This is a genomic window from Pantoea alhagi, assembly GCF_002101395.1.
GTDB classification, from domain to species: Bacteria; Pseudomonadota; Gammaproteobacteria; order Enterobacterales; family Enterobacteriaceae; genus Mixta; species Mixta alhagi.
Genome location: NZ_CP019706.1, coordinates 3,404,684 through 3,417,547 on the forward strand (window position 1 = coordinate 3,404,684; position 12,864 = coordinate 3,417,547).

The 12,864-nt window shown below is 48.9% G+C and carries 17 protein-coding genes and 3 pseudogenes; 10 read left to right on the forward strand and 10 right to left on the reverse strand.

The window, feature by feature from the left end; all coding sequences use genetic code 11:
• The first annotated feature begins 287 nt into the window (after positions 1-287).
• The gene (locus tag B1H58_RS16050) at positions 288-959 is read left to right on the forward strand and encodes a tellurite resistance TerB family protein (RefSeq protein ID WP_085071471.1); all 672 of its coding nucleotides are present in this window, start codon (positions 288-290) and stop codon (positions 957-959) included.
• Between the two features lie 136 nt (positions 960-1,095).
• Positions 1,096-3,159, forward strand: a complete 2,064-nt coding sequence (locus B1H58_RS16055; protein WP_085071472.1) for a prolyl oligopeptidase family serine peptidase — start codon at positions 1,096-1,098, stop codon at positions 3,157-3,159.
• Here the strand turns inward: B1H58_RS16055 and exoX are convergent.
• Both exoX and B1H58_RS16065 read right to left on the reverse strand, forming a co-directional pair.
• The gene (gene exoX / locus B1H58_RS16060) at positions 3,156-3,824 is read right to left on the reverse strand and encodes an exodeoxyribonuclease X (RefSeq protein ID WP_085071473.1); all 669 of its coding nucleotides are present in this window, start codon (positions 3,822-3,824) and stop codon (positions 3,156-3,158) included. The genes B1H58_RS16055 and exoX overlap by 4 nt on opposite strands.
• A 27-nt stretch (positions 3,825-3,851) precedes the next feature.
• The gene (locus tag B1H58_RS16065) at positions 3,852-4,079 is read right to left on the reverse strand and encodes a DNA polymerase III subunit theta (RefSeq protein WP_085071474.1); all 228 of its coding nucleotides are present in this window, start codon (positions 4,077-4,079) and stop codon (positions 3,852-3,854) included.
• 128 nt (positions 4,080-4,207) lie between these two features.
• Here B1H58_RS16065 and yobA point away from each other — a divergent pair, with 128 nt between their 5' ends.
• From yobA to B1H58_RS16080, 3 genes are read left to right on the forward strand one after another with little or no spacing between them, the layout of a single operon-like run.
• Complete coding sequence (yobA, locus tag B1H58_RS16070; protein WP_085071475.1) at positions 4,208-4,585, forward strand: CopC domain-containing protein YobA; 378 nt, start codon at positions 4,208-4,210, stop codon at positions 4,583-4,585.
• 2 nt (positions 4,586-4,587) lie between these two features.
• Positions 4,588-5,463, forward strand: coding sequence for a copper homeostasis membrane protein CopD (gene copD / locus B1H58_RS16075; protein WP_085071476.1), 876 nt, complete (start codon positions 4,588-4,590; stop codon positions 5,461-5,463).
• Positions 5,464-5,496: 33 nt separating this feature from the next.
• On the forward strand, positions 5,497-5,838 hold the full coding sequence (locus B1H58_RS16080; RefSeq protein WP_085071477.1) for a YebY family protein: 342 nt from the start codon (positions 5,497-5,499) through the stop codon (positions 5,836-5,838).
• A 553-nt stretch (positions 5,839-6,391) separates the two neighbouring features.
• Here B1H58_RS16080 and B1H58_RS16085 read toward each other — a convergent pair.
• The 7 genes and pseudogenes from B1H58_RS16085 to B1H58_RS16115 form a co-directional block, all read right to left on the reverse strand.
• Positions 6,392-6,640 (reverse strand): hypothetical protein, encoded by a 249-nt coding sequence (locus B1H58_RS16085; RefSeq protein ID WP_237172419.1) that lies wholly within the window; start codon positions 6,638-6,640, stop codon positions 6,392-6,394.
• Positions 6,641-7,236: 596 nt separating this feature from the next.
• Entirely contained in the window at positions 7,237-7,503 is a 267-nt protein-coding gene (locus B1H58_RS21070) for a hypothetical protein (RefSeq protein WP_237172421.1), read from the reverse strand.
• 170 nt (positions 7,504-7,673) lie between these two features.
• The gene (locus B1H58_RS21075) at positions 7,674-7,862 is read right to left on the reverse strand and encodes a DinI-like family protein (protein ID WP_335671930.1); all 189 of its coding nucleotides are present in this window, start codon (positions 7,860-7,862) and stop codon (positions 7,674-7,676) included.
• A gap of 45 nt (positions 7,863-7,907) precedes the next feature.
• Positions 7,908-8,030 (reverse strand): annotated as a pseudogene (locus B1H58_RS20845) (hypothetical protein); the annotation flags it as partial.
• Positions 8,031-8,257: 227 nt separating this feature from the next.
• Complete coding sequence (locus B1H58_RS16100; RefSeq protein ID WP_157130196.1) at positions 8,258-8,470, reverse strand: hypothetical protein; 213 nt, start codon at positions 8,468-8,470, stop codon at positions 8,258-8,260.
• A 291-nt stretch (positions 8,471-8,761) separates the two neighbouring features.
• Complete coding sequence (locus tag B1H58_RS16110; RefSeq protein WP_085072343.1) at positions 8,762-9,403, reverse strand: hypothetical protein; 642 nt, start codon at positions 9,401-9,403, stop codon at positions 8,762-8,764.
• A gap of 12 nt (positions 9,404-9,415) precedes the next feature.
• Positions 9,416-10,144: a LexA family protein gene (locus tag B1H58_RS16115; protein WP_085071480.1), complete on the reverse strand. Its 729-nt coding sequence runs from the start codon at positions 10,142-10,144 to the stop codon at positions 9,416-9,418.
• A 106-nt stretch (positions 10,145-10,250) separates the two neighbouring features.
• Here B1H58_RS16115 and B1H58_RS16120 point away from each other — a divergent pair, with 106 nt between their 5' ends.
• From B1H58_RS16120 to B1H58_RS16135, 4 genes and pseudogenes are all read left to right on the forward strand, one after another.
• On the forward strand, positions 10,251-10,439 hold the full coding sequence (locus B1H58_RS16120; RefSeq protein ID WP_085071481.1) for a Cro/CI family transcriptional regulator: 189 nt from the start codon (positions 10,251-10,253) through the stop codon (positions 10,437-10,439).
• A gap of 349 nt (positions 10,440-10,788) precedes the next feature.
• Positions 10,789-11,247, forward strand: coding sequence for an STM2901 family protein (locus B1H58_RS16125; RefSeq protein WP_085071482.1), 459 nt, complete (start codon positions 10,789-10,791; stop codon positions 11,245-11,247).
• Positions 11,241-11,543, forward strand: coding sequence for a DUF1493 family protein (locus B1H58_RS16130; RefSeq protein ID WP_085071483.1), 303 nt, complete (start codon positions 11,241-11,243; stop codon positions 11,541-11,543). Before B1H58_RS16125 ends, B1H58_RS16130 begins: the two co-directional genes overlap by 7 nt.
• Positions 11,544-11,717: 174 nt before the next feature.
• Positions 11,718-11,962 (forward strand): annotated as a pseudogene (locus B1H58_RS16135) (transposase); the annotation flags it as partial.
• Positions 11,963-12,049: 87 nt separating this feature from the next.
• Here the strand turns inward: B1H58_RS16135 and B1H58_RS16140 are convergent.
• A pseudogene (locus tag B1H58_RS16140) lies at positions 12,050-12,433 on the reverse strand (phage tail protein); the annotation flags it as partial.
• Positions 12,434-12,616: 183 nt separating this feature from the next.
• Between B1H58_RS16140 and B1H58_RS20710 the strand changes: the two are divergent.
• Positions 12,617-12,790, forward strand: coding sequence for a hypothetical protein (locus tag B1H58_RS20710; protein ID WP_157130197.1), 174 nt, complete (start codon positions 12,617-12,619; stop codon positions 12,788-12,790).
• Positions 12,791-12,864 lie beyond the last annotated feature (74 nt).

Sequence of the window (12,864 nt, forward strand, 5' to 3'; positions counted from 1 at the left end):
AGCCACACTTTCCTGATAACGATCTTAAGCAGAGTGGGATGAGCGCTCCCGTCTCATCCCGTCCTGTTTTATACAGGACAGGCAGGGTGATGTAGCGATGTAGACCCACAGCTCCGATGGCGCGTTTTCGCTCAACCACGGGCGATCTTTGGCGCGAGCGGCCCGTTGCTAATCACCTGACGCTGCTCCGGAAATATCCGGCGCGGCGTTTTCTGCTATTTGCTCTCGCTTACGCTTCTTGACGTCCGGTGCTTCACACTAAGGCACACATCAAAAAAGGAGAGATTATGAGTAACTGGCTGCAGCAGGTGCAAAAAATGTTAAGCAATACGGCAATTGGCAACGCGGGCGCAAAAGCGCAGGGCGGCAGCGAAGGGTTAAGTAAAATGCTGGCGCCTGGCGCGCTCGGTGGCCTGGCCGGAATGCTTATCTCCAATAAATCTTCCCGTAATCTGTTAAGCAAATATGGCAAAAATGCGCTGGTGATTGGCGGCAGCGCGGCGGCAGGCGTTCTGCTGTGGAATAAATACAAGCAGCGGGTGCGCGAAGCCCATCAGGGTGAGCCTGAGTTTGGTCAGCAGGCGACACCGGTGGATCAGCGTGCAGAACGATTAATCACCGCGCTGGTGTTTGCTGCAAAAAGCGACGGACATATTGATGGCGAGGAACGTAAAGCCATTGAGCAAAATATCCATCAGGCAGGGTACGGCGAGCAGGCGGAGGCGCTGATTCAGCAGGCGATCAACCGTCCACTGGACCCGCACTGGCTGGCGCAGGGAATAAAAAACGAGGAAGAGGCGCTGGAACTCTATTTCCTGAGCTGTGCGGCTATCGATGTCGATCACTTTATGGAACGCAGCTACCTGAAAGAGCTGGGCGATGCGCTGAAGATCCCTGTAGATGTGCGCGAAGATATTGAGAAAGATATTCGTACCGAAAAAGAAAAACTTCCTTCCTGAACGCCGCAGTTAAGGCCTGTCGCAGTCTGGCGACGGGCTGCTACTTCTCTCTTACCTGCTTTTTACCGCTGCCGCTTGGCAATCATGGTCTTAACTGCCAACCTTAGTGTATGTCTGTCTGAAAACAGTAACCGTTATGATGCCACCGAAAGCGAAAAGAGTTCCTCACGAAATGACGCTGCATGATGATACGCGCGTCGATAATTACTACTGGCTACGCGACGATCAGCGTGAAGATCCAGAGGTACTGGATTATCTGCACGCTGAAAACAGCTATGGTCATCAAGTGATGCAGACCCAAAAGGCGTTGCAGGATCGCCTGCTGAAAGAGATGGTCGGACGTATTTCGCCGCAGGATTACTCGGTCCCTTACGTGAAAAACGGCTATCGCTATCAAAGCCGTTATGAGGCCGGTAACGAATACGCTATCTATTATCGCCAGCCAGCGGAGACCGAAACGCCGGAGGAGTGGGAAGTGCTGCTGGACGCCAACCGGCGCGCCGCCCACAGTGAATTTTATACCATGGGCTCGCTCGATATCAGTCCTGATAACCGCATTATGGCGCTGGCGGAAGACTTTCTGTCGCGCCGTCAGTTCGGTATCCGTTTCCGTAATCTGGAAACCGGCAACTGGTATCCTGAAGTGCTGGAAAATGTCTCTTCCAGTTTTGCCTGGGTTAACGATTCAAAAACGCTCTATTATGTGCGCAAAGATAAGCAGACGCTGCTGCCGTATCAGGTGTGGCGTCATAATGTCGGCACGCCGCAACAGGATGATGAGCTGGTCTATGAGGAGAGTGATGACACCTTTTACCTCAGCGTGCATAAAACCACTTCGGAACATTTTGTTCTTATTGCGCTGCACAGCACCACTACAACCGAAATCCATCTGCTGGATGCTGAATATGCCGATGCGCGCCCCCGAGTTTTTGTGCCGCGCCGCAAAGGTCATGAATACACGCTCGATCATTACGATCATCACTTCTGGCTGCGCTCGAATCGTGAAGGCAAGAACTTCGGCCTGTATCGCACCAGCTATCTGGATGAATCACGATGGGAAACCATTATCGCGCCGCGCGATCATGTGGTGATGCAGGATTTTCAGCTGTTTCGTGACTGGCTGGTGGTTGAGGAACGCCAGCGTGGCCTTTCCAGCCTGCGGCAGATCTGCTGGCGTACCGGCGAAACCTTTGGGATCGCCTTTGACGATCCCGCTTATGTGACCTGGCTGGCCTATAACGCTTCGCCGGAGACCAGCAAGCTGCGCTACGGCTATTCATCCATGACCACCCCGAGCACGCTGTTTGAACTGGATATGGATACCGGTGAACGGCGCGTATTAAAACAGACGCAGATAAACGGCTTTGACTCCGCTAATTATAAAAGCGAGCACTTGTGGGTTAAAGCGCGGGACGGCGTGGAAGTGCCGGTTTCGCTGGTCTATCACCGCCAGCATTACCAGCCGGGAAAAAATCCGATGCTGGTATATGGGTATGGCTCTTACGGCACCATTATGGATGCCGATTTCAGCTCCAGCCGCCTCAGCCTGCTGGATCGCGGCTTTATCTATGCATTGGTTCATGTGCGCGGCGGCGGCGAACTGGGGCAGCAGTGGTATGACGATGGGCGTTTACTGAACAAGATGAACACTTTTTATGACTTTCTCGATGTAACCGATGCGCTGGTTCAACAGGGCTATGGCGATCCACAGCGGCTCTATGCAATGGGTGGCAGCGCGGGCGGCCTGCTGATGGGAACGGTGATAAATCTACAACCTGAGCGTTTTCATGGCGTCGTGGCGCAGGTGCCGTTTGTGGATGTGGTGACCACTATGCTGGATGAGTCGATTCCGCTTACCACCGGCGAGTATGACGAATGGGGCAATCCCGACGATCCACAGTATTATCACTATATGAAGCAATACAGCCCATACGATAACGTCACCGCTCAGCCCTATCCGCATATGCTGGTAACCACGGGCCTGCATGATTCTCAGGTACAGTACTGGGAGCCGGCCAAGTGGGTTGCTAAGCTGCGCGAGCAGAAGACCGATGAAAATCTGCTGCTGCTCTGTACCGATATGGATTCCGGCCACGGCGGGAAATCGGGACGTTTTAAATCTTATGAAGGTGTTTCGCTGGAATTTGCTTTTATTATCGGCCTGGCGCAGGGCACGCTGCACGGCAGCAGCGGCTATTAATCATCCTGATTAACCTGCTTCTGCAGGGCATTACGCAGGGCAGGTTTAAGATCCGGGATAGCATTCAGCATCCAGCGCAGATAGCCCGGATCGCGTTTAGCTACATCAGCAACAGGACGCCCACGATATTTACCGAACGGCATCACTTCCACTTCCGCTGCGGTTTGCTGCATGCGCGTAGCCATATGTGCCGCATCCCAGCCGGAGGTTTCCATAATGCGTATCAGCAGCGCGGCGGTGACATAACAGTCATAGAGCGCCCGGTGTGCATGCAGGTCTGCTGGCGGCGTAACATCCAGCCGCAGATGCTGACGCAACGCCTGATTGCCATAGGTTAAACCGGGCCACAGCTGGCGAGCCAGCTTCATGGTACAGATCCATTCGCCATACATTTCCGGCAGCATACGCCGATCGAAGCTGGCATTGTGCGCCACATAATAGGCACTACCGTGATAGCGACTGATTAAGGCTTCAATTGGCGGCTTATTCGCCACCATGGCTTCACTGATGCGATGTACGGCCATCGCCTGACGGCTAATAGGCCGGTCCGGACGCACCAGATCGCTCATGGGATTAACGATCTGGCCGTCAATCACATCGACGGAAGCAATTTCAACGATACCGCCCTGTAAACCACAGGTTTCAGTATCAATCACGCGGAGCATAAAGCCTCTTAGCGCTGACGCGCACTGTTATTTCTTCGGTTCCCATGGCAGGCGGGAAAGGTTAATCGAGGTTTGTCGATGATGCATCAGACGCTGGCGGAACCAGTCGCGTAGCGCTTCTGGCTGCTCACGCTCAACGATTTCCGCTACCACCGGCATATTGTAACGCTCTTTGAAGGCGACGCCAGCGGCGGCCAGGTCGACATTCACTTTATCTTTTTCTTCCTGCGTTAATGTTGCCAGGTTGTTAGACATTTTTTGCTCCTGTGTATAAGCGCCGCAGTGCTTATATTGAATCGCCGTTAATGCCTCGACAGGCTTAATTACGGGAGGTATGCTGCGGCCTCGTTGGTGACAACCACGATAGTTTACAGGATGAAATCATGTTGAAAACCCGCTTCTCTGCTTTACCTGGTGCAGCCGCCCTGGTACTGGCAGTTGCCTTTTCTCCGGCTGCGCTGGCCCATGCCCATCTGAAATCGCAATATCCCGCCGCGAATGCCAATGTAGAAGCCTCGCCGCAGGCGCTGACCCTGACATTCTCTGAGGATATTGAGCCTGCTTTCAGCGGCGTTGATATTGTTGCCGCTGACCAGCAGACGATGCCGGTAGCTGAAGTGGAGCGTGCGCCTAAACAACATAATCAGCTGATTGTGCCGCTGGAGAAACCGCTGCCCAGTGGAAGCTATCAGGTAAACTGGCATGTACTGTCGGTAGATGGTCACCGAACCAAAGGAAGTTACACTTTCAGCGTGAAATAGTGATGACGCTGGATACGCTGTATATATTTTGCCGCTGGCTCCACTTCAGCGCCTTGTTGCTGCTAACCGGCAGCGCCTTTTATAGCGCGCTGCTGGCACCGCGCCGCTATCAGCCTGTGCTAAGCCAGCGTTTGATGCCGCTGTTTACTCTCTGCATTATCCTGACGCTATTGAGCGCGCTGGCGATCCTGGCGGCCCAAGCCGGCCTGATGAGCGGAGACTGGCGTAATATTGCCCGGGCGAATATCTGGTGGGCGGTCATGCAGACAGGTTTTGGTCAGGCCTGGCGCGTGCAGCTGCTGGGCGCGTTGCTGGCTGGCCTTGCTCTGGCAACCGGCGGCAGCACGCGTCAGCGTTTACTGCTGCTGTGTGGTTTGCTACAGCTCTGTGGCCTGGCGCTGGTTGGACATGCGGCTATGCTGGATGGCTGGCCTGGCGTGTTACAGCGTGTTAATCAGGCGATTCATCTTACCGGCGCAGCCTTCTGGGCTGGTGGCCTGCTGCCGTTATTATGGTTAATGCGTGATGCGCAATTGCCGCAGCAGCGTGCTGATGCAATCCAGACCATGATGCGCTTTTCGCGCTATGGGCATTTGGCGGTGGCGCTGACTTTGCTGAGCGGCATCGTTAACACAGCTTTTATCGTTGGCTGGCCCTGGCCTGCAAACAATGATTACCGGCTATGGCTGACCATTAAAATCGGGCTGGTGGCGCTAATGTTATGCACCGCGCTGTTTAATCGCTACTGGCTGGTTCCGCGTTTTGCCATGCCGGGCAGCAGGGCGCAATTATGGTTTGTGCGTGCAACGCAGCTGGAAATAGCGATGGCGGTACTGGTGGTGATATCAGTCAGCATCTTTGCCACGCTACAACCGTAATGAGTAAGTTAAGTAAGACAATAAGGTAACCCCATGAAAAAAATCCTCGGATTAATACTGGCGATGGGATGCTGCACCAGTGCGCTGGCAGCGTCAGAAGTTATCACCGTAAGTCGTTTTGAAATTGGCAAGGATAAATGGCCTTTTACGCGCGAAGAAGTGATGCTCACCTGTACGAAAGGGCATGCGCTGTTTGCCATCAACCCCAGCACCCTGATGCAGTATCCGCTCAATGATGAAGCGGCAAAGAACGTGACCTCAGGCAAAGCCACGGCACAGCCCATTTCGGTGATTCAGGCCGACGATCCGCAGCACCCAGGGCAAAAAGCCAGCCTGCAGCCTATTATTGAGCGTGCAGAGAAGCTGTGTAGGTAAACCCTCAGGCGCGGTATCGCCGCGCTAATTCCCTGTAGCTAATTTTGGTGCTAAAAGACAGCGCCCGGGCTGCTTTTTGCCGTTGTTCTCACAGACTTAAACTCTTCTTTGCAGCCTGTTTGCATCTGACTGGACATTACTCATGACTGTTCTACGCTTTATAAGGCAAGGCGACATCGCCTGCATTAATGCCAACTTTTAGCGCACGGCTCTTACAAGAGCCATTTCCCTGGACCGAATATAGGAATCGTATTCGGTCTTTTTTTATTTACTATTCAAGAACAGCAACTTAGGTAAAAATCAGTAGCTTACCAGGACCCCTGATCTACCCAATATCCCCTCTGTTGATCTCTTGTAGTCAGTTTGTGGACGCGATTTTTATTTTCTGCAACGGGTTTAAATAAATGGCATCTTCCAGATGGCCTGGTGCGAAACAAAAACGCATGCAAACTCATGCACCTTATGCATGCGCTGCTTAAAAGCGGGAAAATCGCGGATAAATGGCATTAAAAACCGACATTATGAGTGCCGGTCTTGTGGTTTAATTCATGCATCAGTTCTGCCATGAAACGATGTCGTCCAGACCTGAGAGCAGGTCTGGAAAATAACTTCCATCAATATTGAAGGAATCCTCAAGCGTAATATTGTCAGCATGGTTTTCAGGCTTTAGTACCATGCTAACGCCAACAGCCCCGGCAAAATGTGCCTGGTGAAATTTAAGCACAACCTGCTCGAATGCCGAGGTTAAATTAATATCCTTAAATTCCCCCCCATTCTTTAAGGCCTGATGGAAACCCTGCATATCATTCCTGAACTGCTCTAACTGACCGAAAAAAACTCTGCGGCGAACTCAGTTTTTAAGGCAGGAATTGAGAATTCAACCCATACCATAATACGGCTATAGGCAGGCTCCTCGGGCTCAGCCAGTCTTTCATAAGGCGTTAATTTAAGGTGTCTGGTACCGCTTGTGATATCTATCATCACTCCCCCTTTACGGCATGTACTGAAAATGCATGATAGTCCAGTCAGCTTCCCTGACCAGAACCTCAGGACGGTATGATCTGTAAATATAAGTGCCTTTATTTTGCTTGTTTTCCAGAAGCTTATACATACGAGCTTCGTACCGGAAAAGCCCTGGCTTTTTCAGTGGATCTGGCGTTCTGGTACCATAACGAATGGCCTTTTCCTGAATCTGTAAAGGCACATAGCGGCCGGGGTTTGGCATATGTTTTGCCGATGACTCACTCATCCTTTACGCGCAAGCGGATAAGCCCATTTTAAGGCGGCCACGTAAGATACTGGTGGTGGCCTGACTCAGTTTCACGGTTACAGCCGTTTTGACACCACTCTCCAGTAACGCTTTACCAGCCCGAAAAAGGCGAAATGCACCAAAGGCGATTAGAGCGAGGTCTGTAGGGTCAATAAGAGGGCTTCTAACGGAGCCTCTTCCAGTCTGACAAACACGCCATTGGCATCATAAATCTGCCATAAACCGGGAACCTGAGCGACGGAATAACCAAAACACATCCCGTTTTCATCATCAACGATGGGTTTTGAGTTCAGTGGTGGGTTACGGGGGCGAAATTCAAAGTATTCACCTGATGGTAATTTTGACTGGAAGGTGTAAAAAAGTCCTTGCTCGTCTGTAATTAATCCAATGCTCATTGTGATGATTTCCTTTTGGGCTAATCTTGGGATCATCATAATGGACATTTTTGCTTGAATCTACTTTACCCGATGCTTATTAAGCGGTTCAGCCAACTAACGCCCCGCACGGCGGGTTGTTCAATCCCACCGCCCCAAAAATAAGGGTTTCAGTGCGGCAGGATTTTGAATTAATGCCAACTTCCTCCTTCCCAAACCTCTTGCAGAATCCCGTTTAATGTTTCTCGGTCTGATTCTTTGTTAAAACCCATGAATTCAACGACCGTAGTTGACCTTTTCTTGATACTCATTTTTATATCAGGGAAAACGCATTTCACTCGACGATCTATCTCATTCTGAAATGCATCGACAATTTGCAGCCCTAATTTTTGTTCTTTATCCTACATGATATTGATTCTCATAATCTACTCAGCCTTATAAAATATATCATCTTCGATTTCGTTATTTTCGCTATTTGCCAGATCAGTAATGAGTGTGAGTGCGAGTTTTAAGTCCGATGGTTTGCAGTTTGCAATCAGAGATACCTTGACCTGGCCCCAGCATTAGATTTAAACATCAGTTAGTTATATCTCGTTTTAACCTAACCCTAATGACTAATACAAACCACTTTAGTAACTTCCGCTTATGATACTAAACGGACCTTATTAGCCAAAAGCCAGACCAAGTACCATGTCTGATATGGCTCATGAGGCAGGCCATATATGCCTAATTTACAAAAGGTCTAAGATCGCTTGGATACTTAAACTTTGTATGATTAACGAACTTTTTGGTAGATGCACATCAGGGGCAGAGCGATTGCTGCTGACAGAACCGCCTTTGTACAGACCACAGTAAAAGCAAAATCGGCCATGGCTTCTTCGCCATCGCCATGTATGGGTATGTAATGACCAACGAAGCTGCTAACCCAGCTGTCCGGTATCAAAACGATACCCGCAATTACTAAGATAAAGAACATTAAAATTTTCATCCTGCTTCACACTTTTATGAAGTTCTGCAAGAGTCAGGAAAAATGAATCTTTATGCGGAATTTTGAATACCGTATCGATTAATCTTATAGCTCAAATGTCATCATGAACTCTGTTGGCAATACGGTACACTAAATAGGCAATTATAAAACCCAGGCATGATATACCGGCTTTAAGATAGCGGTACTCAGACTCTGACATAAAAATGAACCAAAACAGGAGCCCAAGGGTAGCCAAAATAATGCAATCGCTGATCCCTGCTATACCCCGTGATATGATTTTTTTTAATATATTCATGGAGTTACTCTCTGAAAAAACAACGTTGTCACCTCGTCGAACAGACGGCGGTTGCGATGCCATAAAGCCGTTGCGTCTTCAAAAGGCTTTACTCGTTTCTCAATTAGAAAATAAAGAAGATCCAAATTTCCCAGCCTGCGGAGATAATTATAAAGTTCCGGATCTCGTCGATTCAGCTCACGGGATGAATAAACAGCTCTGGACTGTAATGCTCCTAAAGAAAGCAACGTCGAAAAAGTAAATCCCACGACCATTTTTGCGACCATACGGCTAGTAAACATAGTGCCAATATTGCCCAATATTAACCTGTTTGTTATTACACTACCGGCAAGACTTGCTGAACTATTAACCGCTACGTTTTTAAGTTTCTCTATATCTACTTTATCCAGGTAACGTTGAATAATGTAATTTGCCATCTTTTCGATGTATTTGCGGTTAGCAAAGCCATCTTTAACCAGCCTGATACAGCGCTCTTTATCAAAATTATTTTCCCAGCGACTATCTGTATCCAGAAAGTCATAGCCGAGATAAAACAAATCTACAGGTAGCTCCAATGCACCCCCTGCGAAACTACGCAAAAAACTGCTGTTAACATTAATGGCATCCGCCATATTGTTTGCTAGCTCTTTAGCATCCATACCAAAACCCATCTAATTTTTTGTGAAAGTTTCTTCCGGCCATTGCGCCTTTACCACTTTGCCGATAATGCGGCAGCTATGATCGCAGTCCAGAATCCTGTAGGCCGGATTGAGTGGCACCAGATAACTTACTCCACCATCAAGCTCGTACTTTTTGAAGGTTGCCTCTGAGTCTCCGTTAGCTGAAGCCACACAGAAATCACCTGATTCCACCAGTTCGGCAGGGTCCACGAGTATCAACATCCCTTCAGGAAAACTCGGCCGTACCCCCTGTGGAGCCGTCATAGAATGACCTTTGACTTCAAGCCAAAATGCTTTGGCGCTCGCTTTCTTTGTGGTTGCTATCCATGCCCTGGCATCACTGGCGGTATAGCTTCCTACCTCCGAAAAGGGGCCGGGCTGTACATAGTCGAAAAGTGGATAATCGTAAGCCAGTCGACCAGAAGGCTGTTTAGATCTTTCTTCTGAGTTGTTGAAAGAATACTCAGACACCTCTCTGGACAGTGTTTTGCTGAACTCAGAGATTGGCACCTGTAGGATCTTCGCAAAGCCAGAAGCTATGGGGACGTTGAGACCAATTCTACCATTGAGGTAATGGCCTACCGCGCCCTGTGAAATCCCCAGTTCGTCTGCGATTGTGTACTGAGTAATACCCAGCATTTTTTTCTTAGACTCATACAGAGCTTTCAGCCGCTTCGCGTCTTCAAGCTGTTCTGTCGTCAGGGGCTTCTTTTTTTCCATATTGCGATTGTAATACTAACAGTACTCATTTAAGAAATACCTGTACTATTGAATATAATAAATACCCTTAGTATTCTTATGGCGAGTAAACCTCAGGAGCTAGCTTATGAATCGAATGACACTTGAGGATTACGCGAAGCTATATGGCCAGGCTAAGGCTGCGAAAGACTTTGGCGTAATTCAGTGCGCAATCAGTAAAGCCATCCGTACCGGTCGAAATATTTTTGTCACCATTTTGCCGGACGGAAGTGTCAAGGGGGAGGAGCTACGGCCTTTTCCAAGTCATAAAAAATAGTTTCACCGCTCTTAAACATCCCGCGCTGAAAAAGCGCATGAATCAACGAAACAGCCAATACTGCAAGAACGTGGGTTCGAATCCCACCCTGACAAATAAACCGCCTCCGAGCGGTTTTTTTATGCCCGTTTCCCGGTACGACAACCCCAGTGGGCTGTGGGGCGAATAACACCCGCAGCACAAGCACCGGTCGGCCCTGAGCCAAATTCCTGCTGGTGGCTTATGCAGACAGCCGGAAAGACGGAATATACAAAGCCTGGCAACAACATACCGGTTAACCTTGCTCATCTGGACTGCTCTAAATTACAGCGGTACTATCAAAAAGTACGCAGCTAAAAGGATGAGCGTTATGGATACCACAGAGCAGCTTAACGGGACTTATTTTTATGGTGGACTGACGAACCTCACAGCCGGGGAGCTTTTTTACTGGATCATGGTTGATGTCACTGCCGGGCATTTTACTGGTGCAAAGGATGTAATCGCTGCGGCAGCAGTTTACAGCGGGCAAAACACTATTCAGGTTAGAGGGAAATTTGGCAAAGCCACGCCGGGAACGAGTTACGCGTCAAAGTATTCTCGTAAGCTTCTGAAAGGGTACATGCTGCCATTTCAGTTACCCACCTGGATTCAGAATCCTGCCAATCCATTTGAAGTTAAAAGGGTAATGACTTACAGACTGGCTACGTTTGTAGGACGAACTATCCCGGTTATCGGTTGGCTTGTATTGGCGACAGACGTGGCGCAAATAAGCTATGAGGCAATGGTTCGTTATAACAGAATAGTCAGGACAGAGGATAAAGTATGGTAGAGGATAATGTCGAACAAGCCGTATTTGAGCTGGTAAATGAATACAACGGCCCAAGGTTGTTTTCAATGAAACGTTATCCGCTAAAGGCTACAACTGATCTGAACGAAGATTTCAGAATGGATCCGATTGACGCATATGAGCTACTTGAGCGGTATGTGGAGATGTTCAACATAGAGCCATCTGACATAGATTTTGAGCAATATTTTCCTGAAAACCTGAGCAAAAAACATGACCCGTTAACTATTCAGTTAATGATAGATTCTGCAAAAGCCGGACGCTGGTTAGGTAAAAGCTAAAGCATCTGCAACTGTTTTATTCTTTCATCTGTGGTGGCCATGTGCCGCCTTTTATATGCCCGCACTTATATCTCATCAGACATTACAGAGGCTCTTTGCATAAAGGGAAATGAATCCCCACGGGTTTAACAGACACCTCAGAGTCATTTAAGATGACTTATAAAAGAGGTGCCCATGAGCGGTAAACGTTATCCTGAAGAGTTCAAAATTGAAGCGGTCAAACAGGTTGTTGCTCGCGGCCATTCCATCGCAACCGTCGCCACCCGTCTTGATATCACCACGCACAGCCTCTATGCCTGGGTAAAAAGTATGGCCCTGATTCATCAGTCACTAAAACGCAGTCCGGTGCTCAGTCTGAGATCCGGCGTCTTCAGAAAGAACTGAAGCGGGTTACCGACGAGAGAGACATACTAAAAAAGCCGCTGTAGATTCAATCGGTCAATGCAACCCCGGATGACAAAAGATATTGTCCTGAACGCATTACTGATGGCGGTATGGCGGCGTGACCCGATAACCGGCGATCCTTCGCCCAAACCGAGGTTTTTAAGAACATCAGCAATCAGTCCGGCGCCCTTGATTTCAGCCATAGCGCTGGCGATTTGCAGATACTGTGAATGAAGGGTTTTCTCTGCCAGGTGCTTTCTCATGAGTTCGTCAGCATAAGCCCGTATCTCGATAGCTTTGTCGTCCACATACTTACGCGTCGCCAACACCACGGATGGATCAATTTTTAGCGTCACGGCGGCGGTACTGTTCACGATTAAAATCATGCGGATGGTCTGCGTGCGACCGCTGCCTTCCTGCAGCGGCGGCTTATAGGTTTCGGCGCAGTTCGCCACGGCCACCATATCGCCATCGGTATCAAACAGGCCGCTTTCACGTATCCAGAAATCATAAAATATTCTGGCAACAAAGAGGGCAGATTCTCATTCCTCCCATGCACTCCGTGTTATAGGCTCTTTGCTTTGCTAAAGATTTTACATCTGTACACAATAGATACAGAGACGTTCCTTCATGGTTACAAATCTTGTGCTATAGATCACATCACCTTTACAGCAAAGCGGGAAACGGTGATGGCTTTGGCATTGAAAAAGGATTTACTTGTAGGAGCGGTACTGGTTGAGGTACTGCGTCAACATCCGGAAATTGAGTTACCAGGTAACTTCGTAGATGCGGTTATAGAAATGAGTACTGCTTTATGCGAAAAGTTTCCGCGCGATGATGATTCTACTGCATCAGATAATTAAAAAGCGCCTGGGTGACGGGAACAGATTACAGGCAAAATCCTGTAAGGCTCGCTTTGACGGGCCTTTTTTGGACC

Coding starts and splice junctions, on each gene's coding strand:
- B1H58_RS16050 (WP_085071471.1), top strand. CDS start 288: ATGAGTAACTGGCTGCAGCAGGTGCAAAAAATGTTAAGCAATACGGCA.
- B1H58_RS16055 (WP_085071472.1), top strand. CDS start 1,096: ATGATGCCACCGAAAGCGAAAAGAGTTCCTCACGAAATGACGCTGCAT.
- exoX (WP_085071473.1), bottom strand. CDS start 3,824: ATGCTCCGCGTGATTGATACTGAAACCTGTGGTTTACAGGGCGGTATC.
- B1H58_RS16065 (WP_085071474.1), bottom strand. CDS start 4,079: ATGTCTAACAACCTGGCAACATTAACGCAGGAAGAAAAAGATAAAGTG.
- yobA (WP_085071475.1), top strand. CDS start 4,208: ATGTTGAAAACCCGCTTCTCTGCTTTACCTGGTGCAGCCGCCCTGGTA.
- copD (WP_085071476.1), top strand. CDS start 4,588: ATGACGCTGGATACGCTGTATATATTTTGCCGCTGGCTCCACTTCAGC.
- B1H58_RS16080 (WP_085071477.1), top strand. CDS start 5,497: ATGAAAAAAATCCTCGGATTAATACTGGCGATGGGATGCTGCACCAGT.
- B1H58_RS16085 (WP_237172419.1), bottom strand. CDS start 6,640: ATGCAGGGTTTCCATCAGGCCTTAAAGAATGGGGGGGAATTTAAGGAT.
- B1H58_RS21070 (WP_237172421.1), bottom strand. CDS start 7,503: ATGAGCATTGGATTAATTACAGACGAGCAAGGACTTTTTTACACCTTC.
- B1H58_RS16100 (WP_157130196.1), bottom strand. CDS start 8,470: ATGAAAATTTTAATGTTCTTTATCTTAGTAATTGCGGGTATCGTTTTG.
- B1H58_RS16110 (WP_085072343.1), bottom strand. CDS start 9,403: ATGGATGCTAAAGAGCTAGCAAACAATATGGCGGATGCCATTAATGTT.
- B1H58_RS16115 (WP_085071480.1), bottom strand. CDS start 10,144: ATGGAAAAAAAGAAGCCCCTGACGACAGAACAGCTTGAAGACGCGAAG.
- B1H58_RS16120 (WP_085071481.1), top strand. CDS start 10,251: ATGAATCGAATGACACTTGAGGATTACGCGAAGCTATATGGCCAGGCT.
- B1H58_RS16125 (WP_085071482.1), top strand. CDS start 10,789: ATGGATACCACAGAGCAGCTTAACGGGACTTATTTTTATGGTGGACTG.
- B1H58_RS16130 (WP_085071483.1), top strand. CDS start 11,241: ATGGTAGAGGATAATGTCGAACAAGCCGTATTTGAGCTGGTAAATGAA.
- B1H58_RS20710 (WP_157130197.1), top strand. CDS start 12,617: ATGGCTTTGGCATTGAAAAAGGATTTACTTGTAGGAGCGGTACTGGTT.